The following is a 25,845-nucleotide window of genomic DNA, read 5'->3' on the forward strand; positions in this document are numbered from 1 at the left end:
GAGTGCCGCGTGAGTGCCGAAACGACCGTGCCGTCCGCACTGCTGGCCGGCGACGACGGTTCCAACTACACCGCTCGGCACCTGCTCGTCCTGGAGGGCCTGGAGGCGGTCCGCAAGCGCCCGGGCATGTACATCGGCTCGACGGACAGCCGTGGCCTGATGCACTGCCTCTGGGAGATCATCGACAACTCCGTCGACGAGGCGCTGGGCGGCTACTGCGACCGCATCGAGGTCGTCCTGCACGCCGACTCCTCGGTCGAGGTCCGCGACAACGGGCGCGGCATCCCGGTGGACGTCGAGCCCAAGACCAAGCTGTCCGGCGTCGAGGTCGTGATGACCAAGCTGCACGCCGGTGGCAAGTTCGGCGGCGGGTCCTACGCGGCCTCCGGCGGCCTGCACGGCGTCGGCGCCTCCGTCGTCAACGCCCTGTCCGCCCGGCTGGACGTCGAGGTCGACCGCGGCGGCCACACCCACACGATCAGCTTCCGCCGCGGCACTCCCGGCATCTTCACCGAGACCAGCCCCGACGCGCCCTTCGAGCCCGCCAGCGGCCTGACCAAGGCCCGCAAGGTGCCGAAGACCCGTACCGGCACCCGCATCCGCTACTGGGCCGACCGGCAGATCTTCCTCAAGGACGCCAAGCTCTCCCTGGAGAACCTGCACAACCGGGCCCGGCAGACCGCCTTCCTGGTGCCCGGCCTGACCATCGTCGTCCGTGACGAACGCCTCACCGAGAGCGAGCAGATCGACGAGGCGGTCTTCCACTACGACGGCGGCATCGCCGAGTTCTGCGAGTTCCTGGCGCCCGACAAGCCGGTCTGCGACGTGCTGCGGCTGCGCGGCGAGGGCACCTTCAAGGAGACCGTGCCCGTCCTGGACGACCTCGGCCACATGACGCCCACCGAGGTCACCCGCCACCTCGGGGTGGACATCGCGCTGCGCTGGGGCGCCGGTTACGACACCACCCTGCGTTCCTTCGTCAACATCATCGCCACCCCAAGGGCGGCACCCACATCACCGGCTTCGAGCGCTCGCTCGCCAAGACCCTCAACGAGGTGCTGCGCGCCAGCAAGCTGCTGCGCGTCGCCGAGGACGACGTCACCAAGGACGACGCCACCGAGGGCCTCACCGCGGTGGTCACCGTCCGGCTCGCCGAGCCGCAGTTCGAGGGCCAGACCAAGGAGGTCCTCGGCACCTCGGCGGCCAACCGGATCGTCGCCGCCGTCGTTGCCAAGGAGCTCAAGGCCTTCCTCACCTCGGCCAAGAAGGACCACAAGCTCCAGGCCCGGGCCGTGCTGGAGAAGGTCGTCGCCGCGGCCCGCACCCGGGTCGCCGCCCGCCAGCACAAGGAGGCCCAGCGCCGCAAGACCGCGCTGGAGACCAGCTCGCTGCCGGCCAAGCTGGCCGACTGCCGCAGCGACGACGTGGACCGCAGCGAACTCTTCATCGTCGAGGGCGACTCCGCGCTCGGCACCGCCAAGCTCGCCCGCAACTCCGAGTTCCAGGCGCTGCTGCCGATCCGCGGCAAGATCCTGAACGTGCAGAAGGCCTCGGTGAGCGACATGCTCAAGAACGCCGAGTGCGCCGCGATCATCCAGGTGATAGGGGCCGGTTCGGGCCGCACCTTCGACATCGACCAGGCCCGCTACGGCCGGGTCATCTTCATGGCCGACGCCGACGTCGACGGCTCGCACATCCGCACCCTGCTGCTCACCCTCTTCCACCGCTACATGCGGCCGATGGTCGAGCAGGGCCGGGTGTTCGCCGCGGTGCCGCCGCTGCACCGGATCGAGCTCACCAACCCCAAGCGCGGCCAGGAGAAGTACCACTACACCTACTCCGACGCCGAACTGCGCTCCACCCTGCTGGAGTTCCAGGGCAAGGGCATGCGCTGGAAGGAGCCGGTGCAGCGGTACAAGGGTCTGGGCGAGATGGACGCGGACCAGCTGGCCGAGACCACCATGGACCCGCGCCACCGCACCCTGCGCCGGATCAACCTGGGCGACCTGGAACAGGCCGAGAAGATCTTCGACCTGCTGATGGGCAACGACGTCGCCCCGCGCAAGGAGTTCATCGTGGACTCGGCGGCCACCCTGGACCGTTCGCGCATCGACGCCTGACGCTCTGCTGCCGCGAGGGCCCTCCACCCACGGGTGGAGGGCCCTCGCGGCTGCGCCTCCACCCCCGGTCCACCCCGGCTCCGATCACCGGGCGGCGCCGGATCCGTAGCGTCGGAGAGGTCAGCCCAAGCTTCCCGTCGGGACGGAGAGTCCGATGACCGCCCTCGTCAACGTCGTTGTCATCCTCGTGGTGATGGCCCTGGTGGCGCAGCGCCAGATGCGGGCCCGGCGCCTCGACACCGAACGCCGTTTCTGGCTGCTGCCGCTCATCCTCGGTGTGCTCGCCCTGCGCGACCCGCAGCTCATCGACCACCAGCACACGGCGGTCTCCGCCGCCCTGCTCGCCTGCGGGCTGGTGGCGGTGCTCGCCATGGGGTCCGTCTGGGGCTGGACCGTCCGGCTCTGGCAGGCCGCGGACGGCTCGGTGTGGGCCAAGGGCACCAAGGCCACCGTGGCCGCCTGGTCCGGCATGATCGCCGTCCGGGTCGGCCTGTACGGCCTCGGCACGGTCCTGCACGTCCACCAGGCGGGCAGCGCGCTGCTCCTCAGCCTCGCGGTCCTGCTGCTGACCCGGTCGCTCGTGGTGAACTGGAGGGCGCGAACCATGGAGCTGCCCCGGCAGGCCACCGCGATCGGCTGACCGGACTTCGGCCGTCCACGTTCGAGATCGCCGAGGAGGCACCCGTGACCGGGTGGTACTGGACCCGCTGGCCGTCCCGCGAGGGGCTGGAGCGCGACGCCGAGAGCCGGCCGCGCCGGGTCCTCACCCTGCTCGGGCGGATCGTGCTGCTCGTCACCGTCACCTGGGGGACGTTCTCCGACGGCCGTTACCACGGCTGGGCGGTCGCGGCCGTCGCCACCGGACTGGTCGCCGTGGTGGGGCTGAGCACCCTGTACCTGCGCGCCACGCGGGAACAGCGGCTGGCGTCCTCGCTCGTCACAGCCGCCGCGCTGCTCGGTGTCGCCTGGCTGGCCGACTGGGGCCAGGCCTACCCGCTGGCCGACTTCACCTGGTTCGGGCTGGCCGTGACCGCGTTGGTCCGGCTGCCGCCCGCACCCGCCCTGGCCGTCGCGGCGGCGGCGCTGGGCTCCTACACCGCGGTCAGCTGGGCGAGTTGGCTGAGCATCGTCTCATCGGTCGGCGGGCTCACGCTGCTGGGCTTCCTGCTGCGGCTGGACATCGAGGCGCGCGGCACCGCCCGCCGGCTGCTCGCCCAGGAACGCGCCGCCCGGGCCGCCGAGGCGGAGAGCGTGGCGCTCGCCGAACGGGCCAGGATCGCCCGGGAGATCCACGACGTGCTCGCCCACAGCCTCTCCGCGCAGCTCGTCCACCTGGAGGCGGCCCGGCTGATGCTGGACGCCGGCACCGACCGCGAGCAGATCCGCGAACGGGTCGTCGCCGCGCGGCGGATGGCCCAGGACGGCCTCGCCGAGACCCGGCAGGCGCTGTCCGCGCTGCGCGGCGAACTCACCCCGGTGGGAGACTTCCTGGTCGAGCTGACCGGGCGCGAACGGGCCGCGCTCACCGTCACCGGCGCGGCCCGGCCGATCGCCGCCGAGGCCGCGCTGGCGGTGCGGCGCACCGCGCAGGAGGCGGTGACGAACGTCCGCAAGCACGCGCCAGGTGCCCGGTGCGCCATCGAACTGCGGTACCTGCCGGGCGCGGTGGAGCTGGAGGTGAGCAACACCCGGGCGCCGCGCGGCGAAGCGCCCGGGGAGCTGGCGGCCAGCGGCAGCGGGTACGGTCTGCTCGGGATGCGCGAACGCGCGGAACTGCTCGGCGGCACCCTGCTGGCGGGCCCGGAGGACGGAGGGTGGCGCGTGCTGCTGCGGGTGCCGGCATGACCGGTGAGTCGACCAGAGTGCTGGTCGCGGACGACCAGACGGTGGTGCGCGAGGGCATCGTGATGCTGCTCGGGCTGCTGCCCGGGATCGAGGTGGTCGGCGCGGCGGCGGACGGGGAGGAGGCCGTTGCCCTCGTGGAGCGGCATCGCCCCGACGTGGTGCTCATGGACCTGCGGATGCCGCGCTGCGACGGCGTCGAGGCGACCCGGCGGATCCGGGCGGCGCACCCGGAGACCGAGGTCGTGGTGCTCACGACCTTCGCCGACGACGACTCGCTGTTCCCGGCGCTCCAGGCCGGGGCGCGCGGCTACCTCACCAAGGACGCCGGGGGCGAGGAGATCGCCCGGGCCATCGCGGACGTGCGCTCGGGCGCGGCCGGGCTCTCGCCCCAGGTCCAACTCCGGCTGCTGGAAAGGCTGTCGGAGACGCCATCCGCAGCCCCGCCCGAGCAGCCGACCGCGTCCGCCCGGCCGCGGGAGCTGCCCGACGGGTTGACCGCCCGCGAGGCGGAGGTGCTGGCGCTGATCGCCGAGGGGTTCTCCAACACCGAGATCGCCCAGCGGCTGTTCGTCAGCCCGGCCACCGTGAAGACGCACATCAACAACCTGTTCGCGAAGACCGGCGTGCGGGACCGCGCGCAGGCCGTCGCGTACGCCTTCCGACACGGAATCACCGGTACGCAGCAGTAGTCGGATGAATGTCCGTCGGATGATCGACCCCCTCATCGAGTGAACGTATCTGCAATGGCCAAAGACGCTGCTCAGGGGCCCCCATGATGGTTCGGGTCAGAGTGCCCTCCGGTTCAGGAGCAGCAGTGCCACAGCAGCAAACAAGCAGTCCCGAGCAGGGGCAGCAATTCGACTGGTGGGCCGCACCGGTCGCCACCTCCGCCGTCCAGGGGATCGAGGCCGTCCCGTCGGCCCCCGTCCGGACGGAGCAGTTGGTACCGGCTCAGCCCGCGCCCGTCGCGGCCGTCGTCCCCGCTGTCCTCGCAGTGCCCGCTCCCACCGCGCAAGCCGCCGACAGTACCGAGGTGTACCGGGCCGTCCAGCGCAGCGAGGTCTTCCAGGAGATCCGCCGCAGCTACCGGGCGTTCGTCTTCCCGGCCAGCTTCGCCTTCCTCGGCTGGTACCTGACGTACGTCGCCGCCCAGGCCGCCGCGCCCGGCCTGATGCGCACCCCGGTGGCCGGCCCGCTCAACGTCGCCTGGCTGCTCAGCCTGCTGCAGTTCGCCTCCACCTTCCTGCTCACCTGGCTCTACGCCCGCAACGCCCGCACCAAGCGCGACCGCGCCGCCCGGGGCCTGCGCTGGGACACCCAGGACCAGCTGCGATGACGACCTCGATGACAACAGCCACCCCGCCCCCCGTCGCCCCCACCGGCGACCACCACGACCTCGCGATCGTGCTCTTCGCCGTCGTCGTCCTGGTCACCCTCGGGATCACCGTGCTGGTCGGCCGCCGTGGCAGCGCCGCCGAGGACTTCTACGCCGGCGGCCGGGACTTCACCCCGTTGCAGAACGGCTTCGCACTCTCCGGCGACTACCTCTCCGCCGCCTCCTTCCTCGGCGTCGCCGGGCTGATCGCCCTCTACGGCTACGACGGCGTGCTGTACAGCATCGGCTTCCTGGTCGCCTGGCTGGTGGTCCTGATGCTGGTCGCCGAACTCGTCCGCAACGCCGGCCGGTACACCCTCGCCGACGTGCTCGCGCTGCGGCTGCGCCGTCGTAGCGTCCGGGCCGCGGCCGGCGGCGCCAGCGTCGTCGTCACCCTGCTCTACCTGGTCGCCCAGATGGTCGGTGCGGGCTCGCTGATCGCCCTGCTGCTCGGCACCAACAGCGTGCAGGCCCGGACCTGGAGCATCATCGCGGTCGGCGGCCTGATGATCGTCTACGTCACGGTCGGCGGCATGCGGGCCACCACCTGGATCCAGATCGTCAAGGCGTTCCTGCTCGTCGTGGGCTCGGTGGTGCTCACCGTGCTGCTGATGGTGCGCTTCCACGGCGACCTCGGCGAACTCGTGCGCCAGGCCGCCCAGCACAGCGGCGCCGGGCAGCGCTACCTCGAACCCGGGCTCAAGTACGGCACGACCCTCACCAGCCGGCTCGACTTCTTCAGCCTGGGTCTCGCCCTCGTGCTCGGCACCGCAGGTCTGCCGCACATCCTGTCCCGCTTCTACACGGTGCCCACCGCCCGGGCCGCCCGCCGTTCCACGGTGTGGGCGATCGGCCTGGTCGGCGGCTTCTACCTGATGGCGATCGCGCTGGGCCTCGGCGCGACCGCGCTGATCGGTTCGGCGGAGGTCCGGCACGCCAACTCGGCGGGGAACACCGCCGTTCCGCTGCTGGCCCTGGTGCTTGGCGGCGGCAACGGCAGCACCGGCGGGGTGGTGCTGTTCGCGCTGATCTCCGCGATCGCCTTCGCCACCATCCTCGCCGTCGTCGCCGGGCTCACCCTGGCTTCCTCGGCCGCCTTCGCCCACGACATCTGGGCCGGTGTCTGGCGCGGCCGGCCGCGGCGCCGGCGTCGGCGCGCCGATGCAGCCCCGGCCTCCCGGCTCTCGGGCGAGGGAGACGTCAGCGAGCAGCAGGAGGTCGTCGTCGCCCGGATCGCCGCCGTCGGCATCGGCGCGGCGGCGATCGTGATCAGCCTCTACGCACAGCACCTGAACGTCGCCTTCCTGGTCGGCCTGGCCTTCGCGGTGGCCGCGTCCGCGAACCTGCCGGTGCTGCTGTACAGCCTGTTCTGGCGGCGGTTCACCGCCCGCGGCGCGATCTGGTCGGTGTACGGCGGACTGATCCCGGCCATCGTGCTGGTGACCTTCTCACCCGTCGTGTCCGGTACCAAGGAGGCGCTCTTCCCCGGCGTCGACTTCCACTGGTTCCCGCTGGAGAACCCCGGCATCATCTCCATCCCGCTCGGCTTCCTGGCCGGCTGGATCGGGACGCTCATCTCGCCCGAACCGGCCGACGCGGATCGCTTCGCCGAGCTGGAGGTGCGCGCCCTCACCGGTGCGGGCGCGGTCTGAGCCGTGCCCCGGGGAACCCCGGCGGGCCTGGGGCCGCCGGGGTTCCCCCATGTCCAGCGGCCGTGGTTCAGCGGGTTCACCGGCCGTGGTTCACCGGCCGCGCGTGGCCAGCCCGTACCGGTGCTCCGGCCGACCGGTGTCGCCGTAGCGCAGCGTCAGCCGCAGCCGGCTGTCGCGCTCCAGCTGCTTGAGATAGCGCTGCGCCGTCGACCGGCTCAGCCCGGTGGCGTCCGCCACCTCCTGCGCCGACAGCGGACGGCCCGCCTTCCGCAGCACGCCCAGCACCAGGTCGGTGGTCGGCGCGGAGTGGCCCTTCGGCAGCGGACCGGCCGGGGAGACGGCGCTGCGCAGTGTGGCGAACAGCCGGTCCACCTCGTCCTGGCCCGCCTCCCGGGCCGGTGCGGCCAGTGCGTGCCGCAGCTGCGCGTACGCGACGAGCTTCTCCCGCAGCCCGGCGAACGTGAACGGCTTGACGAGGTACTGGAGCGCGCCGTGCTGCATCGCCGCGTGCACCGTCGACACGTCCCGGGCAGCCGTCACCATCATCACGTCGCACGGTACCTGCCGCTCCCGCAGGCGGCGTACCAGGGCGAGGCCCGTCTCGTCCGGCAGGTGGTGGTCGAGCAGCAGCAGGTCGACCGGGCGGCGCTCCAGCGTGGCCAGCGCCTCACCGGCCGAGTGTGCCGTGCCCGTCACCCGGAACCCCGGCACCTTGGCCACGTAGGCGGCGTGCACGTCCGCGACCCGGAAGTCGTCGTCCACCACGAGTACGTCGATCATCACGCCTCCACGAGTCGCTGGGTGAGCAGGGCCTCCGGCAGCTCGACCGTGAACCGGGCGCCGCCCAGCGGCCCCGCGTCGAGCACGATCCGGCCGCCGGTGCGCTCGACCAGCCGCCGCACCATCGCCAGCCCGAGCCCGCGCGGCCGGTGCGCGGGCGCGTCCTTGCTGGTCCACCCCTCCTCGAAGACCTGCTCGCGCAGCTCCTCCGGCACGCCCGGGCCGCTGTCCGCGACCTCCACCAGCAGCGTGGAGCCGGCCGCCGCCAGCGTCACCTCCACCCGGCCGCCCCCGCCCGGCGCCACCGCGTCCACCGCGTTGTCGATCAGATTGCCGAGCACCGTCACCAGTGCCCGCGCGTCCACCACCGCATCCGGCAGGTGTGCCGCCGGGGCCAGCAGCAGGCGCACCCCGCGCTCGCCCGCCACCGCCGACTTGCCCGCCAGCAGCGCCGCCACGTGCGGGTCCTGTACCTGCTCGGCGATCCGCGCCGCGACCGCCGCGTGCGAACCGGACTGCTCCGAGATGAACGCCACTGCCTGCTCGTGCCGGCCCAGCTCCAGCAGGCCCAGCAGCGTGTGCATCCGGTTGGCATGCTCGTGGTCCTGCGCCCGCAGCGCCTCGGTCAGGCTGCGGGTGGTGTCGAGCTCCCGCACCAGCGACTCCAGTTCGGTGCGGTCGCGCAGCGTCACGACCGCGCCGCCCTCGGCCGTGGTCATGCGGTTCACCACCAGCACCCGGTCGTCGCGGACGGCCGGCAGGTCGGCTCCGGTGATCCGCCCGGTCAGTACGTCCGCGAGCCGCCCCGGCGGCAGCACCGCGTCGATCGGACGGCCGGTGCAGCCCTCGGGCAGGCTCAGCAGCCTGACCGCCTCGTCGTTCGCCAGCCGGATCCGGCCGCGTTCGTCCAGCGCCACCATGCCCTCGCGGATGCCGTGCAGCATCGCCTCCCGCTCCACGAGCAGCGCCGAGATGTCGGCCAGCGCGATGTTGTGCGTGCGGCGCTTCAACCGTCGGGCCAGGGCGAGCGTGGCGACCGTCCCCGCGGCCAGGCCGGCGCCCGCGCACAGCAGGATCCCGGTCAGCATCTTCAGCAGGCGGCGGCGGATCGAGTCGTCGCTGATGCCCACCGACACCTCGCCGACGATCCGGCCGTCCGCGACCCGCAGCGGCACCTTGCCGCGTGCGGTGCGCCCCAGCGTGCCCTCCTGGATCGCGGTCACGCTGCGCCCGCTGAGCGCGGGCTCCGGGTCGGTGCTGACTCGGTGGCCGATCCGGCCCGGATCGGTGTGCGAGAGCCGGATCCCGTCCAGGTCGGTGACCACGACGAAGCTGGCGCCGGTGGCCAGCCGGATCTGCTCGGCGTTGCGCTGCGCGGTCGCCGAGTCGCGGGTCTCGGCAGCCCGGGCGATCACCTCGTCGGTGGCGGTGGCCTGGGCGATCGACAGCGCGCGCTGCATCGCGTCGTGGTCCAGCTCGCTGCTGACCGGAGCCAGGAACAGCCCGGCGGTCACCGCGGTGACACCGACGGTGACGACGGTCTGGCTCAGCAGCAGCTGCGCGAAGACCCGGCGGGGCCAGCGGGGCAGCTTCATCCGGGCCTCCTCTCGGCGGCTTCGGGTCCATGCGGGCGGGGGTCGGGACACCCTACGTTTCCCGCGTGTTTCTGTCAGCCGCGTCCCCGCAGTTGTAGCGGAAGCAAAACGAGCAGAACAGCCCTCAACGCGGAGAAGCCGCAGTACGCCGAGAAGCCTCCCGCCGGGGCCGGGCCCGCTCCTACCTTCCTGGGCAAGCACAGACCCGGAGGTCACCATGAGCGAGCGCAGCGAGCCGATCATCACGAAGTGCCGATCCTGCGAGGCACCCGCCGAGCGGTCGGGACACCGCAGGCGGGAGGCGGGGGCATGAGCACCACGCCGGCGATCGAGCTGACCGGCGCCACCAAACGGTTCCGCACCCCGTCCGGGGCCCTGCACACCGCCGTCCGCGATCTCCATCTGAGCGTGGCCCAGGGCGAGTTCGTCGCCGTCGTCGGACCGACCGGCTGTGGCAAGTCCACCACGCTGACCCTGGTCAGCGGCCTGGAGGAGCCTACCGAGGGCGAGGTCCGGGTGTACGGCGAGCCGGTCCGCGGGATCAGCCCCAAGGTCGGCTTCGTCTTCCAGCAGGATGCCGTCTTCCCCTGGCGCACCGTCCTGTCCAACGTCATGGCCGGCCCCCGCTTCCGCGGAGTGCCCGCCGCCGAGGCCAGGCAGCGCGCCCGGGACTGGCTGGGCCGGGTCGGCCTCGGCGCCTTCGAGGACCGCTACCCGCACCAGCTGTCCGGCGGTATGCGCAAGCGCGTCGCGCTCGCCCAGACCTTCGTCAACGACCCGGACATCCTGCTGATGGACGAGCCGTTCTCGGCACTGGACGTGCAGACCCGCGCACTGATGTCCGACCAGCTGATGGAGCTGTGGGCCGGCACGGGCTCGTCGGTCGTCTTCGTCACCCACGACCTCGACGAGGCCATCGCGCTCGCCGACCGGGTCGTCGTCATGACCGCCGGACCGGCCACCGTCAAGGAGATCTTCACCGTCGACCTGCCGCGACCGCGCACCGTGGAGGCCGTCCGGCTGGAGCCGAGGTTCGTCGAGCTGTACCGCGAGATCTGGACCTCGCTCGGCGAAGAGGTCCGCATCACCAGGGAGAGAGGAGCGGGTCGTGCCGCCTGAGACCGCGCCGGCCGTCGCCGGCAAGCCCCCGGCGGCCGCCCCCGCCACCCGTACCGAGGCCCGCGAACGGGCCGCCCGCAACCGGAAGTTGGGCGTCCTCGGCGCCCGGATCGCGGTCCTGCTCGGCTTCCTCGGGCTCTGGGAGGTCTGCGCCCGCACCGGCGTCGTCGACCCGTTCAACTTCTCGCAGCCGTCGAGGATCTGGGACCAGATCTGGCAGTGGGTCACCCACGGCACCGCGCAGGGCTCGCTCGGCGAGCAGATTGGCTACACCCTCTACGAGGCCCTCACCGGCTGGGTGATCGGCGTCACCGGTGGTGTCCTGCTCGGCATCGCGCTGGGCCGGATCCGGTTCCTGGCCGACGTGTTCGGGCCCTACATCAAGGTGCTCAACGCCATTCCGCGCATCGTCCTCGCCCCGATCTTCCTGATCTGGTTCGGCCTCGGCCCGGCCTCCAAGGTCGCCTCCGCCGTCGTGCTGGTGTTCTTCCCGGTGTTCTTCAACGCCTTCCAGGGTGCCCGCGAGGTGGACCGCAACCTCGTCGCCAATGCCCGCATCCTCGGCGCGGACAACCGCAAGGTCACCCTCCAGGTGGTCATCCCCGCCGCCACCACTTGGATCTTCACCAGCCTGCACGTCAGCTTCGGCTTCGCGCTGATCGGCGCCATCGTCGGCGAGTACATCGGCGCCACCAAGGGCCTCGGCCTGCTCGTCGCCGCCGCCCAGGGCACCTTCAACGCGGCCGGCGTGTACGCCGCCATGACCATCCTCGCCGTCGTCGCGCTGCTCACCGAGGGGCTGCTGACCTTCGCCGAGAAGAAGCTGTTCCGCTGGAAGCCCGCCGACGCGGGCGACGGCCGCTGAACCCGAACCCGTAGTAGAGAGGTACCCCCACCCATGCGCAGATCCGCCGCAGCCGCCCTCGCCGCCGTCCTGCTCCTCCCGCTCTCCGCCTGTGCCAACGACGCCGCCCAGTCCACCCACGGCGCCGTCGCCCCGGCCGGCCGGCAGGTCGACGGGCCCAAGGTCAAGATCATGGTCGGCGGCCTGGACAAGGTCATCTACCTGCCCGCGATGCTCACCCAGCAGCTCGGTTTCTTCGCCGAGGCCGGCGTCAACGTCGAGCTGATGAGCGAGCCCGCCGGCGTCAACGCGACCACCGCGCTGCTCGCCGGGGACGTCCAGGGCGCCGTCGGCTTCTACGACCACACCATCGACCTCCAGGCCAAGGGCAAGAACGTCCAGTCCGTGGTGCAGTTCTCGCAGGCCCCCGGCGAGGTCGAGATCGTCTCCACCAAGCAGGCCGACGCCGTCAGGTCCGGCGCCGACTTCAAGGGAAGGAAGCTCGGCGTCACCAGCCTCGGCTCCTCGACCGACTTCCTCACCAAGTACCTCGCCGTCAAGAACGGCACCGCCGTCAGCGAGTTCAGCCCGATCGCGGTCGGCGCCGGCCAGACCTTCGTCGCCGCGCTCCAGCAGGGCAGCATCGACGCCGGGATGACCACCGACCCGACCGTCGCCAACGTCCTCGACAAGGGCCTCGGCAAGATCCTCTACGACATGCGCACCCCCGAGGGCTCGCGCCAGGCGCTCGGCGGGCTCTACCCCTCGTCCTCGCTCTACATGAACACCGACTGGGTGGAGAAGAACAAGGACACCACCCAGAAGCTCGCCAACGCCTTCGTGAAGACCCTCAAGTGGATGTCCACGCACAGCCCCGAGGAGATCGCCGCGAAGATGCCCGCCGACTACGCGCAGGGCGGCGCCGGGCAGTACGCGGCCGCGATCAAGGCGACCCTGCCGATGTTCACCACCGACGGCGTGATGCCCGCCGACGGCCCGAAGACCGTCCTCGCGGTGCTCGCCGCCTTCCACCCGGACGTCAAGGGCAAGGAGGGCACGATCGACCTCTCCCGCACCTACACCACCGAGTTCGTCGGCAAGGCCGCCGGCTGATCCGGCCCCGGTACGGCGGTCCCGCGCTCACCCCCACGGGCGCGGGCCCGCTCGCGCACGACGCGCCCGGACCGTCAGACCCCCCGGACGGACAGCACGTCCATCCGCGACGGCCTGCCCGCCGCCTTCCCGCAGCTCTCCGGACGCGGCGGCTCGCTCGCGCCCTCGATCACGTCGACCTCCCAGGCTCTGCCGTCCTCGTGCAGCACCGAGACCAGCCAACGGCCCTCGCCGTCCGGCCGCAGCGTCAGCGTCAGCGCGCCCACCCTGGTCTCCCCGATGGCCAGCCGCACCGCGTGCTCGGCCGCCTGACCCGGACGCTCCCAGCCCGAGCAGCCCCGCGACCACTCCGGCACCATGTGCCCGGCCGCCGTCGCCGCCAGCACCTCCTTGGCCGTCTCCGGCGTCAACCGCCCGTACGCGTAGCCGTACGGCAGCACCAGCATCGTGGGGGAGAAGCGGTGCCCGCCCAGGTGCGTCACCTCCCACACCTCGCTGTGCCCGGCCGCCGCCAGCTCCGCCGCCAGTGGACGGCCCAGCAGCGCACAGCAGCGGTCCCGCCGCCCGTTCGTGCACACCAGCGCCACCGGGCCGCCGACGTGCTCCGCCCCGAAGCCGCCGTGGTCACCGACGCCCAGCGCCGCGAAGTCCAGCCCCAGCAGCTCCGCCGGATCAGCCACCTCCGCCCGGCGCACCCAGCCGCGACCCGGCACCGCGTGCGCCACGATCACCTCGTGCCGTGCCGTCGGCGGGCAGTCCGCGTGCCGCCCCGGCCGCCGGATCAGTGCCACCCGCACACCCGTCCCCGCCGCGGCCGCCTCCAGCGCCCGCCCCACCGCCGGGTCCAGATGACTCTCGCCGACCGCCTTCGCGCCCCACGGCCCGTTCTGCTCCACCAGCAGCCACGTGGTGGCCACGGCCGCGGTGGCGGCCAACGGCTCCGACAGTTCACGCGACAACGTCGTACAGGTGCTCACGCGGGCAAGGCTACCCTCACCTGCCGCCGTGCCCCGGAACGACCGAGGAGGGGCACCCTGCGGGTACCCCTCCTCGGTTCACGGCTACGCCGGGCCCGCGACCACCGCGATCGGCGTCGTCACCGGCGAGCCCGAACCGTCCCGGCGCGGATCCCGCTCCGGCAGGTCCACCGGAGCGCCCTTGGCCGTCGCCGCCAGCGCCGGAGCCGCGCCCGCCCAGGCGAACGTCAGAGCGTCCTCACCGCGCAGGAACCGCTGGCAGCGGACACCGCCCGTCGCCCGGCCCTTGCGCGGATACTGCTCGAACGGCGTGACCTTCCACGTCGTCTGCTCCGCGCCCGTCAGCGTGCCCGAGGCACCCGCCACCGTCACCACCACGGCGTCCACCGCCGGATCCACCGCCGTGAACGACAGCACCCGGGCGCCGTCGGACAGCTTGATGCCCGCCATGCCACCCGCCGGGCGGCCCTGCGGACGCACCTGGCCCGCCGGGTAGCGCAGCAACTGCGCGTCCGAGGTGACGAAGACCAAGTCCTCCTCGCCGGTGCGCAGTTCCACCGCGCCCACCAGCTCGTCACCCTCCTTGAGGGCGATCACCTCGAACTCGTCCTTGTTCGCCGGCCACTCCGGCACCACCCGCTTCACGACACCCTGCACCGTGCCCAGCGCCAGCCCCGGCGACGACTCGTCCAGCGTCGTCAGCGCCAGCACCCGCTCACCCGCCTCCAGTCGCAGGAACTCGCCCACCGCGGCCCCGCCCGCCAGCGTCGGCGACGGCGTCGGCGGCAGCGCCGGCAGATCGATCACCGGCAGCCGCAGCACCCGGCCCGCCGACGTCACCACACCCACGTCCGCCCGCGCCGTCGCCGGCACCGCCGACACGATCACGTCGTGCTTCGACCGCCGCTCCGACACCTCGAACGGCTCCCCGTCCGCCGTCCGCGCCAGCAGACCCGTCGACGACAGCAGCACCCGGCACGGATCGTCCGCCACCTCCAGCGGCACCGACAGCGCCGCCGACGGCACCGCTCCCGCCTCCAGCAGCACCGTCCGCCGCTCCGTCCCGAACTGCTTCGCCACCGCGCCCAGTTCGGACGACACCACACTGCGCAGCCGCGTGTCCGACTCCAGGATCTCGGTCAGCTCCGCGATCTCCGCGGTCAGCTTCGCCTGCTCCTGCTCCAGCTCCACCCGGTCGAACCGGGTCAGCCGCCGCAGCGGCGTGTCCAGGATGTACGCCGTCTGCGTCTCCGACAGCGAGAAGCGCTCCATCAGGCGCTCCTTCGCCTGCCCCGCGTTGTCGCTCGACCGGATGATCGCGATGACCTCGTCGATGTCGAGCAGCGCCACCAGCAGGCCCTCGACCAGGTGCAGCCGCTCCTGGCGCTTGCGCCGGCGGAAGTCGCTGCGCCTGCGCACCACCGAGAACCGGTGGTCGACGTAGACCTCCAGCAGCTCCTTCAGGCCCAGCGTCAGCGGCTGGCCGTCCACCAGCGCCACGTTGTTGATGCCGAAGGTCTCCTCCATCGGCGTCAGCTTGTAGAGCTGCTCCAGCAGCGCCTCCGGCACGAAGCCGTTCTTCACCTCGATCACCAGCCGCAGCCCGTGCTCGCGGTCGGTCAGGTCCTTGACGTCCGCGATGCCCTGCAACTTCTTCGCGTTGACCAGGTCCTTGATCTTCGAGATGACCTTCTCCGGGCCGACGTTGTACGGCAGCTCCGTCACCACGATGCCCTTGCGGCGCGCCGTCACAGCCTCGATCGTCGTCGTCGCCCGGATCTTGAACGTGCCCCGGCCCGACTCGTACGCGTCCCGGATCCCCGACAGACCCACGATCCGCCCGCCCGTCGGCAGGTCCGGACCGGGCACGAACCGCATCAGCGTGTCCAGATCCGCGTTCGGGTGCTTGATCAGGTGCCGGGCCGCCGCCACCACCTCGGACAGGTTGTGCGGCGGCATGTTCGTCGCCATGCCCACCGCGATGCCCGTCGCGCCGTTCACCAGCAGGTTCGGGAACGCGGCTGGCAGCGCCAGCGGCTCCTGCTCACTGCCGTCGTAGTTCGGCCCGAAGTCGACGGTGTCCTCGTGGATCGACTCCACCAGCGCCATCGACGCCGCCGTCAGCCGCGACTCCGTATAACGCATCGCCGCCGGCGGGTCGTCGTTGCCCAGCGAACCGAAGTTCCCGTGCCCGTCGATCAGCGGCAACCGCATCGAGAACGGCTGCGCCATCCGGACGACCGAGTCGTAGATCGACGCGTCCCCGTGCGGGTGCAGTCGACCCATCACGTCGCCCACCAGACGGGCGCACTTCACATGCGCGCGCTCCGGCCGCAGGCCCATCTCGTTGGCCTGGTAGAGGATCCGGCGGTGCACCGGCTTCAGACCGTCCCGCGCGTCCGGCAACGCACGCGAGTAGATCACCGAGTAGGCGTACTCCAGGAAGGAGCCCTGCATCTCGTCCACGACGTCGACGTCGAGGATCCGCTCCTCGAAGTCTCCGGGCGGCGGGGTCTGCGAACTGCGGCGGGCCATCGCGGCGGGGCTCCCTTACGTCTCGCTTGCTGTGTCTCGGACTGTCTCTGTCGCTGTCTCTGTCGTCCAGCCGCCGGCCCCGTCGAGCAGGGTGCGGCGCCCCCATTGTGGACCCTCGCGCCGACACTCCCGGCCAGCGGCCCTCTTCCGCCCCTGGCGAACGCCCCGTCCGCGCGGACACATCCACGGCTCCCGCGCGTTGCACCACAATGGGGGACGCCACACGAACCCCCGACATCGACGACGGGAAGGACCCGAGCGCATGGCCAACCCGGCCCCCGCCTCCAGCCGAGGCATCGCCATCACCGAGCACCGCCTGGCCAACGGCCTGCGCGTCGTCCTCTCCGAGGACCACCTCACCCCGGTCGCCGCAGTCTGCCTCTGGTACGACGTGGGCTCCCGGCACGAGGTCAAGGGCCGCACCGGACTCGCCCACCTCTTCGAGCACCTCATGTTCCAGGGCTCCGCCAACGTCTCCAACAACGGCCACTTCGAACTCGTCCAGGGCGCCGGCGGCTCGCTCAACGGCACCACCAGCTTCGAGCGCACCAACTACTTCGAGACCATGCCCACCCACCAGCTGGAGCTCGCCCTCTGGCTGGAGGCCGACCGCATGGGCTCGCTGCTCGCCGCCCTCGACGAGACGTCCATGGAGAACCAGCGCGACGTCGTCAAGAACGAGCGCCGCCAGCGCTACGACAACGTCCCCTACGGCACCGCCTTCGAGAAGCTCACCGGGCTCTCCTTCCCCGACGGCCACCCCTACCACCACACCCCCATCGGCTCCATGGCCGACCTCGACGCCGCCACCCTCGAGGACGCCCGCACCTTCTTCCGCACCTACTACGCCCCCAACAACGCCGTCCTCTCCGTCGTCGGCGACATCGACCCCGAGCAGACCATCGCCTGGGTCGAGAAGTACTTCGGCAGCATCCCCGCGCACGACGGCAAGCGGCCCCCACGCTCCGGCGAACTCCCCGACACCATCGGCCGCGAACTCCGCGAGGAGGTCCGCGAGGACGTCCCCTCCCGCGCCCTGATGGCCGCCTACCGGCTCCCGCACGACGGCACCCGCGAAGCCGACGCCGCCGACCTCGCCCTCACCATCCTCGGCAGCGGCGAGTCCAGCCGCCTCTACAACCGGCTCGTCCGCCGCGACCGCACCGCCGTCGCCGCCGGCTTCGGCCTGCTGCGCCTCGCCGGCGCCCCCAGCCTCGGCTGGCTCGACGTCAAGACCTCCGGCGACGCCACCATCGCGCAGATCGACACCGCCGTCGACGAGGAACTCGCCCGCTTCGCCGCCGAGGGCCCCACCCCCGCCGAACTCGAACGCGCCCAGGCCCAGATCGAGCGCGAATGGCTCGACCGGCTCACCACCGTCGCCGGCCGCGCCGACGAACTCTGCCGCTTCGCCGTCCTGTTCGGCGACCCCAAGCTGCTCAACGACGCCCTCCCCAAGGTCCTCGACATCACCGCCGAGGAGGTCCGGGCCGTCGCCGAGGCCCGGCTCCACCCCGACAACCGGGCCGTCCTCGTCTACGAGCCCACCGCCGCCGAGACCGACGCTTCCGCCGCCACCGATGAGGAGGGCGCTGCCGTATGAGCACCGACTACGTCCCCGCCATGACGTTCCACCCCCAGCCCGAGCCCGGCACCCCCAGCCCGTGGGCCTTCCCCTCCCCCGAGCGCGCCGCCCTCGGCAACGGCATCACCGTCCTGCACTGCCACCGGCCCGGCCAGCAGCTCGTCGCCGTCGAGGTCCTCCTCGACGCCACCCTCGCCGCCGAACCCGACGGCCTCGACGGCGTCGCCGCCATCCTCGCCCGCGCCCTCAGCGAAGGCACCGACACCCTCACCGCCGAGGAGTTCGCCGCCGAACTCGAGCGCGCCGGCGCCACCCTCGACGCCCACGCCGACCACCCGTGCATCCGCGTCTCCCTGGAGGTCCCCGCCTCCCGCCTCCAGCGCGGACTCGCCCTCCTCGCCGACGCCCTGCGCGCCCCCGCCTTCCCCGAGGACGAGATCGAGCGCCTCGTCGCCAACCGCCTCGACGAGATCGTCCACGAACAGGCCAACCCCGCCCGGCGCGCCGCCAAGGCCCTCTACGCCGAACTCTTCGAGGCCACCGACCGCCTCTCCCGCCCCCGCAGCGGCACCGCCGACACGGTCAAGTCCATCGACCGGGCCGCCGTCAAGGCCTTCTACGACGCCCACGTCCGCCCCGCCACCACCACCGTCGTCGTCGTCGGCGACCTCACCGGCACCGACCTGCCCGCCCTCCTGGAGAGCACCCTCGGCACCTGGAGCGGCTCCTCCGCCGAGGCGTCCGTCCACGCTCCCGTCACCGCCGACGACCGCGGCCGGGTCCTCATCGTCGACCGCCCCGGCTCCGTTCAGACCCAGCTCCTCATCGGCCGCGTCGGCCCCGACCGCCACGACCCCTCCTGGGCCGCCCAGATCCTCGGCACCTACTGCCTCGGCGGCACCCTCACCTCCCGCCTCGACCGCGTCCTGCGCGAGGAGAAGGGCTACACCTACGGCGTCCGCGCCTTCGCCCAGCCGCTGCGCTCCGCCGCCCACGGCAGCGGGCGCTCGCTGCTCGCCATCAGCGGCTCGGTGGACACCGCCTCCACCGCCCCCGCGCTCGCCGACACCTGGACGATCCTGCGCACCCTCGCCGCCGAGGGCCTCACCGACGCCGAACGGGACGAGGCCGTCCAGTTCCTGGTGGGCGTCGCCCCGCTGAAGTACGAGACCGCGGGCTCGGTCGCCGGCACCCTCGCCGACCAGGTCGAGCAGCAGCTGGCCGACGACTACCAGGCCGAGGTCTACCGCCGGCTCGCCGAACTGCCCACCGCCGAGGCCACCGAGGCCGTCGTCGCCGCCTTCCCGCCGGACCGCCTGGTCACCGTGCTGGTCGGCGACGCCGCCGTGATCGAGGCCGACGTGCGCGCGTTGGGGATCGGCGAGGTCACGGTCGTCACGGCCTGATCCATTCGGTTTCCCGGCACGGCCCGGTGGAGCACCCGCTCCTCCGGGCCTGTCGCGTTTTTAAATCCGTTGCGGGCCCGACGTGTTCCGTGGATAGATATCCCCCGGCACACACGTACGAACTCCGACGAGTGAAGGGAGGCGGTCACCATGCGGGTCGAGCGAACCATACGACGACGCTCCCCAAGGCCGCTCTCCCTCTATGCCCTGGGCGCCTGAGCCCTTCCGGTCTTCCCCGAGCCACGCCGGGATTCTCTTCGCGCGGCAACTCCCTGTGAACCAACCGACCTTGGAGGTCGAACACCCATGTCGTACACCGAGGTGCCCGGTATCCGGGTCCCGATCCGGATGTGGACCGACCCGGCCACCGTCGAGGGCCAGGCCATGCAGCAGCTGCGCAACATCAGCTCGCTGCCGTGGCTGCACGGCCTCGCCGTGATGCCCGACGTCCACCTGGGCAAGGGCGCGACCGTCGGCTCCGTCATCGCCATGAAGGGCGCCGTCTGCCCGGCGGCGGTCGGCGTGGACATCGGCTGCGGAATGAGCGCGGTGAAGACCTCCCTCACCGCCAAGGACCTCCCCGACGACCTGTCCCGCCTCCGCTCCAAGATCGAGCAGGCCATCCCCGTCGGCCGCGGCCTCCACACCGACCCCGTCGACCCGCGCAAGCTCCACGGCTTCCAGACGGCCGGCTGGGACGACTTCTGGCAGCGGTTCGACGGAGTCGCGTCGGAGGTGAAGTGGCGCCGCGAGCGGGCCATGCAGCAGATGGGAACGCTCGGATCCGGCAACCACTTCTGCGAGCTGTGCATCGATGAGACCGGTTCTGTTTGGCTGATGTTGCATTCCGGATCGCGCAACATCGGCAAGGAGCTGGCGGAGCACCACATGGACGTCGCTCGCTCGCTGCCGCACAACCAGGGCCTGGTGGACCGGGATCTCGCTGTCTTCATCGCGGACACGCCGCAGATGGCGGCATACCGCCAGGACCTGTTCTGGGCGCAGGAGTACGCCAAGCACAACCGCGCGGTGATGATGGCCCTTTTCCAGAACGTCGTCCGCCGCGAGTTCGCCAAGGCGAAGGTCACCTTCGACGAGGTCATCAGCTGCCACCACAACTATGTGGCGGAGGAAAGCTACGACGGCGTCGACCTGCTCGTGACCCGCAAGGGCGCGATCCGGGCCGGCAACGGCGACTACGGGATCATTCCGGGCTCGATGGGCACCGGTTCGTACATCGTCCGCGGTCTCGGCAACAAGGCGGCGTTCAATTCCGCCTCGCACGGCGCCGGCCGCAAGATGAGCCGCAACGCCGCGAAGAAGCGGTTCACCACGAACGACCTGGTCGAGCAGACCAAGGGCGTGGAGTGCCGCAAGGACAGCGGTGTCGTGGACGAGATCCCGGGCGCCTACAAGTCCATCGAGAAGGTCATCGAACAGCAGAAGGACCTCGTCGAGGTGGTCGCGCACCTCAAGCAGGTCGTCTGCGTGAAGGGCTGATCATGCCGACAGGGGTGCACCGCTCGGCGGTGCACCCCTGTCGGTTGATCGAGCTCGCTCAGGCGGCGGCGGGGAGCTCGTCGAGGCCTTCCTGGACGAGCTTGGCGAGGCGGTCGAGGGCGTCGTCGGCGTTGTCGGCGTCGGAGGCGAGGATGACCTCGTCGCCGCCCTGGGCGCCCAGGGCGAGGAGGCCGAGCATGGAGGCGGCGTTCACCGGGTTGCCGCCGGGCCGGGCGATGGTGATCGGCACGCCGGTCGCCGCGACGGCCCGGACGAAGACGGAGGCGGGACGGGCGTGCAGGCCCTCGGCCCAACCGATGGTGACGCGGCGCTCGGCCATGAGACGTGCCTTTCCGGTGAAGCTGGTCACGGCCGTGCTCGGGAAGCGGCCATGTTGTCTAGACCAGTGTTGCATGCGGGTCACCCCTCCGAGGCGCCGCGTTCGGGACTTGTGATTGTTTCTTTCCGGGCCATAAGGCCCGGCGCGATGCGGCCCGCCGCCGGATAACCTGACGAATGTGGACGACTCCGCGGTAGCGCACCCCGAGCAACCGGACTATCCGCAGCACTGGGAGGCCGACATCCTGCTGCGCGACGGCGGCACGGCCCGGATCCGGCCGATCACGCCCGCCGACGCCGCGCGGCTGGTGGAGTTCTACGAGCAGGTCTCCGACCAGTCCAAGTACTTCCGCTTCTTCGCGCCGTACCCGAAGCTGTCCGAGAAGGACGTCCGCCGCTTCACCCACCACGACTTCGTGAACCGGGTCGCGCTGGCCGTCGTCATCCGCGACCGCTTCATCGCGACCGTCCGCTACGACCGGATCGACGCCGAGGGCCGCCCGTCCGACACCGGCACCGACGCCGAAGTGGCGTTCCTGGTGCAGGACGCCCACCAGGGCCGCGGGGTCGCGTCGGCGCTGCTGGAGCACATCGCGGCGGTGGCGCAGGAGCGCGGGATCCGCCGGTTCCAGGCGGAGGTGCTGCCGGAGAACCGGAAGATGGTGAAGGTCTTCACCGACGCTGGCTACACCCAGCGCCGCAGCTTCGCCGACGGCGTGGTGCACCTGGAGTTCGACCTCGAACCGACCGCCCGCTCGCTGGCCGTGATGCGGGCGCGCGAACACCGTGCGGAGGCACGTTCGGTCCAGCGGCTGCTCACTCCGCGCTCGGTGGCGGTGATCGGCGTCTCGCGCAATCCGCAGACCGTCGGCCGGGCGATCCTGCGCGACCTGCTGGGGAGTTTCGACAGCACGCGTCCCGTCCACGCGGTGAACCGCAACGCCCCGCCCGGCACCGAGCTGGACGGCGTTCCGGTGCACCGCTCGATCCTGGACGTCCCGGGCCCGGTGGATCTGGCGGTGATCGCCGTCCCCGAGGGTGCCGTGCCCGCGGCCGTCGCCGAGTGCGGTGCGCACGGGGTGCAGGGCCTGGTGGTGGTGACCGCCGGGTACGCCGAGACCGGCGCGGAGGGCCGCGACCGGCAGCGGGCGCTGGTCCGCCAGGCGCGCGCGGCCGGGATGCGGGTGATCGGTCCGAACGCGTTCGGCCTGATCAACACCGACCCCGGTCTCCCGCTGAACGCCTCGCTCGCGCCGCACCTGCCCCGGCGCGGCGGCTTCGGGATCTTCTGCCAGTCCGGCGCGATCGGGGTGGCGCTGCTGGAGGCCGCCCACCGCCGGGGTCTGGGCGTCTCCTCGTTCGCCTCGGTCGGCAACCGGGCGGACGTCTCCGGCAACGACTTCCTGCAGTACTGGGCGGAGGACGACGCGACCGAGGTGGTGCTGCTCTACCTGGAGTCCTTCGGCAACCCGCGCAAGTTCACCAGGATCGCCCGCCGCCTGGCCGCGGTGAAGCCGATCGTCGTGGTGAAGGGCGCCCGCCACACCGGCAGCCTGCCGCCCGGCCACGCCGTCCCGGGCACTGCCACCGGGCTGAGCGACGCGACGGTGGACGCGCTGTTCCAGCAGGCCGGGGTCATCCGGGTGGAGACGATCACGGAGCTGTACGACACCGGCGAGCTGCTCGGCCTCCAGCCGCTGCCGCCCGGGGACCGGGTCGCGGTGGTCGGCAACTCGGACTCGCTCGGCCTTCTGACGTACGACGCCTGCCTGAGCGCGGGCCTGCGCCCACGCACCCCCGTCGACCTGAGCACCGCGGCGACCGGCGAGAACTTCCGGATCGCCCTGGACGTGGCGCTCGGCGACCCCGCGGTGGACGCGGTGATCGCGGTGGCGATCCCGCCGATCGGCACGTCCGCGCACGCGTTCATGGGCGGCCGGCTGACCGGCTCGGACGATCCGGAGATGGGCTCGGACGATCCGGAGATCGCCGCCGCCCTGCTCGAAGCCGGAGAGCGGGCACGGGAGTTGGGTAAGCCGCTGCTGCTGGCCCACCTGGCGCTGACCGACCTGCCGGCCCGGCTGCGCCCGGGCGGCATCCCCGCGTTCGCGGCGCCCGAGCGGGCGGTGCACGCCCTCGCGCACGCCGTTCACTACGCGCAGTGGCGCCGCCGGATGGCCGAGGCCGAGGAGACGGCCCGTGTCCCCGAGCTGGACCGGATCGACGAGCCCGGCGCCCGCGCCCTGGTCGAGGCGGCGCTGAGCGCCCGTGCCGCGGCCTCCCGCCCGTCGCCCACCACCACCCTCGTTCGAGGTGCCACGCGCCGCTCGCTCCTGATCCGCACCCAGCCAGGCGGCGCCCGGATCACCCTGCCGGACGCACAGGCCCGCGAGCTGCTGGCCCACTACGGGATCGACGTGTCGCCGACGCTGCCCGCGCCGGACGAGGCGACGGCCGTCGCGGCAGCTGCCACGCTCGGTTACCCGGTGGCCCTCAAGGCGACGGCCCCGCACCTGCGCCACCGCCCGGACCTGGGCAGCGTCCGGCTGGACCTGACCGGCGAGCCGGGCCTGCGCCGCGCCCACCGCGAGCTGGACGCGCTGCTCGGCGGTGCGGCGCAGGCCGAGCTGGTGGTGCAGCGGCTGGCCCCGCGCGGGGTGGACACGGTGATCGGTGCGACGGTGGACCCGGCGGTGGGCGCGATCCTGTCCTTCGGCCTGGCCGGAGCGCCGGCCGAACTGCTGGGCGATGTCGCGCACCGGCTGGTTCCGGCCACCGATCAGGACGTCGCGGGGCTGATCCGGGAGGTCCGGGCGGCTCCGCTGCTGTTCGGCTGGCGGGGCGCGGAGGCGGTGGACACGGACGCGCTGGAGGTGCTGCTGCTGCGGGTGTCGCAGCTGGTGGACGACGTGCCGGAGGTGGCGTCGGTGGATCTCGAACCGGTGGTCGTCGCACCGCACGGGCTGGCGATCCTGGGGGCGCGCGTGCGGATCGCGCCGCTTCCCGTCCGCAGCGATCTGGGCCCGCGCGCCATGAGCACCCTGTAACCTTCCTTGGTTGCGCCTGCCCGTGGGCGCTGTTGTCCGAAGCTCGGCGCCGCACCGCCCGCTTCGTCGGCGGACCATGCCAGGATGGAGTTATGGCGAAGACCGGTACCACCACTCAGGACCTGCGTTCGGCGATCGAGCGCAGCGGCTACTACCCGGCCCTGGTGTCCGAGGCGGTGGAGTCCGCGGTGGGCCCGGAGCCGATCGGCTCCTACCTGGTGCACCAGGAGACGACGTTCGACGCGAACGAGGTGCGCCGGCACGTCACGGTGCTGGTGCTGACCCCGACCCGGTTCGTGGTGAGCCACACGGACGAGCAGTCCGGCGACGCGGGCAGCCCGTCGGTGCCGTTCGCGACGACGTCGACGGAGAGTGTCCGGCTGGACCGGATCGGCTCGGTCGTGGTGAGCCGGATGGTGGCGAACCCGGAGACGTACACGCCGGGCACGCTGCCGCGCGAGGTGGTGCTGACGATCGGCTGGGGCGCGGTGCAGCGGCTGGACCTGGAGCCGGCGGGCTGCTCGGACCCGAACTGTGAGGCGGATCACGGATACACCGGTTCGGCGACGGCTGACGATCTGTCACTGCGGGTGAGCGAGGCCGGTGACGGTCCGGAGACGGTCGCGCAGGCGCTGGTGTTCGCCCGGGCGCTGTCGGACGCGACGATCAGCAACGGTCCGCGAGCCTGAGCGTCACGGCTCCCGGGCACCGCCGCTCCTGAGCGCCTCCGTTGACGACCGCTACCGCCGACGACCGCCCCCACTGACGCCCTCCGACGACCGCCACGAAACCGGATTCATGTCTTTCGCACCTTCCGACGGCTACGACGCCTTCGAGATCCTCGATCCCGCCACGGCCCCCGCGCCCGCGTACGGCAGCGGTTCGCTCTGCGACCTGCTGCCCTCGGTGGCGGCGGGGCTGGGCGTCGAGGGCTTCGCCGCGACGCTGCCGATCGCCCCGGCGGACCGGGTGGTGGTCTTCCTGGTCGACGGTCTCGGCTGGGAGCTGCTGCTGCGGCATCCCGAGTACGCGCCGTTCCTGTCCTCGCTGGCGGGGAGTTCGCTGGGCGGCACCGGCCGCCCGCTGACCGCCGGCTTCCCGTCGACCACGGCGACCTCGCTGGCCTCGGTCGGCACGGGCACTCCGCCGGGGCTGCACGGTCTGGCCGGATACACGGTGGCGGTCCCCGACGCCGGTTATCTGATGAACCAGCTGCGCTGGCAGCCGCCGACGGACCCGGCGGCCTGGCAGCCGTACCCGACGGTCTTCGAGCGCACGCACGCCGCCGGGGTGGCGACGGCGCAGGTCTCGTCCCCGCTGTTCGCACAGACGCCGCTGACGCGGGTGGCGCTGTCCGGTGGCACGTTCCTGGGCCGGACCACGGGCGAGGAGCGGATGGACCAGGCCGCCGCCTGGCTGGCCGAGCACGACCGGGCGCTGGTGTACACGTACGTCAGCGAGCTGGACGGCGCGGGCCACCGCTTCGGGGTCGACTCGGACGAGTGGCGGATGACGCTGGACGCGGTGGACCGGCTGGCCCGGCGGCTGGCCGAGCAGCTGCCGCCGCGCTCGGCGATGTACGTGACGGCCGACCACGGCATGATCGACATCGCGCCGGAGGACCGGATCGACTTCGACGAGGACTGGGAGCTGGGCGCTGGCGTGGCCCTGCTGGGCGGCGAGGGCCGGGCCCGGCACGTGTACGCGGTGCCGGGGGCGGCGGCCGACGTGTACACGGTCTGGAGCGAGGTGCTGGGCGACCGGATGTGGGTGGCGACCCGGGACGAGGCGATCGCGGCGGGCTGGTTCGGCCCGGCCGTGGACGAGCGGGTGTACCGGCGGATCGGCGACGTGGTCGCCGCGGCCCGGGACGATGTGGCGATCATCGCCTCCCGGAACGAGCCGGGTGAGTCGGCGATGGTCGGCCTGCACGGTTCGATGACCCCGGTCGAGCAGTTCGTGCCGCTGCTCGAAGTGCGTGCCTGAGCGTGGTGCGCGCCTGCTCGACGTGTG

General features: G+C 72.3%; 19 protein-coding genes and 1 pseudogene. 15 read left to right on the forward strand and 5 right to left on the reverse strand.

Annotated features, from left to right (window positions below; all coding sequences use genetic code 11):
• Positions 1-9: 9 nt before the first annotated feature.
• The 6 genes and pseudogenes from F7Q99_RS18945 to F7Q99_RS18970 all read left to right on the forward strand — a co-directional run bounded on the left by F7Q99_RS18945 (position 10) and on the right by F7Q99_RS18970 (position 6,992).
• Positions 10-2,120: pseudogene (locus tag F7Q99_RS18945) on the forward strand (DNA gyrase/topoisomerase IV subunit B).
• 154 nt (positions 2,121-2,274) lie between these two features.
• Positions 2,275-2,760: a CcdC protein domain-containing protein gene (locus tag F7Q99_RS18950; protein WP_153462996.1), complete on the forward strand. Its 486-nt coding sequence runs from the start codon at positions 2,275-2,277 to the stop codon at positions 2,758-2,760.
• 44 nt (positions 2,761-2,804) lie between these two features.
• The gene (locus F7Q99_RS18955; RefSeq protein WP_326846856.1) at positions 2,805-3,965 is read left to right on the forward strand and encodes a sensor histidine kinase; all 1,161 of its coding nucleotides are present in this window, start codon (positions 2,805-2,807) and stop codon (positions 3,963-3,965) included.
• Entirely contained in the window at positions 3,962-4,654 is a 693-nt protein-coding gene (locus tag F7Q99_RS18960; protein WP_153462998.1) for a response regulator transcription factor, read from the forward strand. Before F7Q99_RS18955 ends, F7Q99_RS18960 begins: the two co-directional genes overlap by 4 nt.
• A 125-nt stretch (positions 4,655-4,779) precedes the next feature.
• Positions 4,780-5,301 (forward strand): DUF485 domain-containing protein, encoded by a 522-nt coding sequence (locus tag F7Q99_RS18965; protein ID WP_326846857.1) that lies wholly within the window; start codon positions 4,780-4,782, stop codon positions 5,299-5,301.
• Complete coding sequence (locus F7Q99_RS18970; protein ID WP_230210259.1) at positions 5,298-6,992, forward strand: solute symporter family protein; 1,695 nt, start codon at positions 5,298-5,300, stop codon at positions 6,990-6,992. Before F7Q99_RS18965 ends, F7Q99_RS18970 begins: the two co-directional genes overlap by 4 nt.
• 90 nt (positions 6,993-7,082) lie before the next feature.
• Here F7Q99_RS18970 and F7Q99_RS18975 read toward each other — a convergent pair whose 3' ends face one another.
• Together F7Q99_RS18975 and F7Q99_RS18980 are read right to left on the reverse strand one after the other, a co-directional pair.
• Positions 7,083-7,772: a response regulator gene (locus F7Q99_RS18975; RefSeq protein WP_153463000.1), complete on the reverse strand. Its 690-nt coding sequence runs from the start codon at positions 7,770-7,772 to the stop codon at positions 7,083-7,085.
• Positions 7,772-9,367: an ATP-binding protein gene (locus F7Q99_RS18980; RefSeq protein ID WP_153463002.1), complete on the reverse strand. Its 1,596-nt coding sequence runs from the start codon at positions 9,365-9,367 to the stop codon at positions 7,772-7,774. Before F7Q99_RS18980 ends, F7Q99_RS18975 begins: the two co-directional genes overlap by 1 nt.
• Before the next feature lie 309 nt (positions 9,368-9,676).
• Here F7Q99_RS18980 and F7Q99_RS18985 point away from each other — a divergent pair, with 309 nt between their 5' ends.
• From F7Q99_RS18985 to F7Q99_RS18995, 3 genes are read left to right on the forward strand one after another with little or no spacing between them, the layout of a single operon-like run.
• Positions 9,677-10,486 carry an ABC transporter ATP-binding protein gene (locus tag F7Q99_RS18985; protein WP_153463004.1) on the forward strand — a complete coding sequence of 270 codons (810 nt, stop codon included), beginning with the start codon at positions 9,677-9,679 and terminating at the stop codon, positions 10,484-10,486.
• A complete protein-coding gene (locus F7Q99_RS18990) occupies positions 10,476-11,351 on the forward strand; it encodes an ABC transporter permease (protein ID WP_326846858.1) in 876 nt (291 codons plus the stop codon). The genes F7Q99_RS18985 and F7Q99_RS18990 overlap by 11 nt, the downstream gene beginning before the upstream one ends.
• A gap of 33 nt (positions 11,352-11,384) precedes the next feature.
• The gene (locus F7Q99_RS18995) at positions 11,385-12,443 is read left to right on the forward strand and encodes an ABC transporter substrate-binding protein (RefSeq protein WP_153463006.1); all 1,059 of its coding nucleotides are present in this window, start codon (positions 11,385-11,387) and stop codon (positions 12,441-12,443) included.
• Positions 12,444-12,517: 74 nt separating this feature from the next.
• On the opposite strand, the gene F7Q99_RS19000 is transcribed toward F7Q99_RS18995, so the two are convergent.
• Both F7Q99_RS19000 and F7Q99_RS19005 read right to left on the reverse strand, forming a co-directional pair.
• Positions 12,518-13,420: a sucrase ferredoxin gene (locus F7Q99_RS19000; RefSeq protein ID WP_326846859.1), complete on the reverse strand. Its 903-nt coding sequence runs from the start codon at positions 13,418-13,420 to the stop codon at positions 12,518-12,520.
• Positions 13,421-13,504: 84 nt separating this feature from the next.
• Positions 13,505-15,955: a DNA gyrase/topoisomerase IV subunit A gene (locus F7Q99_RS19005; protein ID WP_153463008.1), complete on the reverse strand. Its 2,451-nt coding sequence runs from the start codon at positions 15,953-15,955 to the stop codon at positions 13,505-13,507.
• Positions 15,956-16,217: 262 nt separating this feature from the next.
• Between F7Q99_RS19005 and F7Q99_RS19010 the strand changes: the two genes are divergently transcribed.
• From F7Q99_RS19010 to F7Q99_RS19020, 3 genes are all read left to right on the forward strand, one after another.
• Complete coding sequence (locus F7Q99_RS19010; RefSeq protein WP_153463011.1) at positions 16,218-17,558, forward strand: M16 family metallopeptidase; 1,341 nt, start codon at positions 16,218-16,220, stop codon at positions 17,556-17,558.
• A 20-nt stretch (positions 17,559-17,578) separates the two neighbouring features.
• Positions 17,579-18,946: a M16 family metallopeptidase gene (locus F7Q99_RS19015; protein WP_153466381.1), complete on the forward strand. Its 1,368-nt coding sequence runs from the start codon at positions 17,579-17,581 to the stop codon at positions 18,944-18,946.
• A 306-nt stretch (positions 18,947-19,252) separates the two neighbouring features.
• Entirely contained in the window at positions 19,253-20,446 is a 1,194-nt protein-coding gene (locus F7Q99_RS19020; RefSeq protein WP_153463013.1) for an RtcB family protein, read from the forward strand.
• Positions 20,447-20,504: 58 nt separating this feature from the next.
• Here F7Q99_RS19020 and F7Q99_RS19025 read toward each other — a convergent pair whose 3' ends face one another.
• Entirely contained in the window at positions 20,505-20,786 is a 282-nt protein-coding gene (locus F7Q99_RS19025; protein WP_153463014.1) for an HPr family phosphocarrier protein, read from the reverse strand.
• Positions 20,787-20,964: 178 nt separating this feature from the next.
• Between F7Q99_RS19025 and F7Q99_RS19030 the strand changes: the two genes are divergently transcribed.
• The 3 genes from F7Q99_RS19030 to F7Q99_RS19040 all read left to right on the forward strand — a co-directional run bounded on the left by F7Q99_RS19030 (position 20,965) and on the right by F7Q99_RS19040 (position 25,818).
• Positions 20,965-23,832 (forward strand): GNAT family N-acetyltransferase, encoded by a 2,868-nt coding sequence (locus tag F7Q99_RS19030; protein WP_326846860.1) that lies wholly within the window; start codon positions 20,965-20,967, stop codon positions 23,830-23,832.
• A 92-nt stretch (positions 23,833-23,924) separates the two neighbouring features.
• Complete coding sequence (locus F7Q99_RS19035) at positions 23,925-24,521, forward strand: DUF5998 family protein (RefSeq protein WP_153463018.1); 597 nt, start codon at positions 23,925-23,927, stop codon at positions 24,519-24,521.
• A 109-nt stretch (positions 24,522-24,630) separates the two neighbouring features.
• Positions 24,631-25,818, forward strand: a complete 1,188-nt coding sequence (locus F7Q99_RS19040; RefSeq protein WP_153463020.1) for an alkaline phosphatase family protein — start codon at positions 24,631-24,633, stop codon at positions 25,816-25,818.
• The last annotated feature ends 27 nt before the right edge of the window (positions 25,819-25,845 follow it).

Origin of the sequence: Streptomyces kaniharaensis (assembly GCF_009569385.1) — a bacterium.
Lineage (GTDB): Bacteria > Actinomycetota > Actinomycetes > Streptomycetales > Streptomycetaceae > Kitasatospora > Kitasatospora kaniharaensis.

Excerpts from the sequence above, each read along its gene's own strand:
- F7Q99_RS18950 (WP_153462996.1), top strand. The coding sequence starts at position 2,275 with ATGACCGCCCTCGTCAACGTCGTTGTCATCCTCGTGGTGATGGCCCTG.
- F7Q99_RS18960 (WP_153462998.1), top strand. The coding sequence starts at position 3,962 with ATGACCGGTGAGTCGACCAGAGTGCTGGTCGCGGACGACCAGACGGTG.
- F7Q99_RS18970 (WP_230210259.1), top strand. The coding sequence starts at position 5,298 with ATGACGACCTCGATGACAACAGCCACCCCGCCCCCCGTCGCCCCCACC.
- F7Q99_RS18975 (WP_153463000.1), bottom strand. The coding sequence starts at position 7,772 with ATGATCGACGTACTCGTGGTGGACGACGACTTCCGGGTCGCGGACGTG.
- F7Q99_RS18980 (WP_153463002.1), bottom strand. The coding sequence starts at position 9,367 with ATGAAGCTGCCCCGCTGGCCCCGCCGGGTCTTCGCGCAGCTGCTGCTG.
- F7Q99_RS18985 (WP_153463004.1), top strand. The coding sequence starts at position 9,677 with ATGAGCACCACGCCGGCGATCGAGCTGACCGGCGCCACCAAACGGTTC.
- F7Q99_RS18995 (WP_153463006.1), top strand. The coding sequence starts at position 11,385 with ATGCGCAGATCCGCCGCAGCCGCCCTCGCCGCCGTCCTGCTCCTCCCG.
- F7Q99_RS19005 (WP_153463008.1), bottom strand. The coding sequence starts at position 15,955 with ATGGCCCGCCGCAGTTCGCAGACCCCGCCGCCCGGAGACTTCGAGGAG.
- F7Q99_RS19010 (WP_153463011.1), top strand. The coding sequence starts at position 16,218 with ATGGCCAACCCGGCCCCCGCCTCCAGCCGAGGCATCGCCATCACCGAG.
- F7Q99_RS19015 (WP_153466381.1), top strand. The coding sequence starts at position 17,579 with ATGACGTTCCACCCCCAGCCCGAGCCCGGCACCCCCAGCCCGTGGGCC.
- F7Q99_RS19020 (WP_153463013.1), top strand. The coding sequence starts at position 19,253 with ATGTCGTACACCGAGGTGCCCGGTATCCGGGTCCCGATCCGGATGTGG.
- F7Q99_RS19025 (WP_153463014.1), bottom strand. The coding sequence starts at position 20,786 with ATGGCCGAGCGCCGCGTCACCATCGGTTGGGCCGAGGGCCTGCACGCC.
- F7Q99_RS19035 (WP_153463018.1), top strand. The coding sequence starts at position 23,925 with ATGGCGAAGACCGGTACCACCACTCAGGACCTGCGTTCGGCGATCGAG.
- F7Q99_RS19040 (WP_153463020.1), top strand. The coding sequence starts at position 24,631 with ATGTCTTTCGCACCTTCCGACGGCTACGACGCCTTCGAGATCCTCGAT.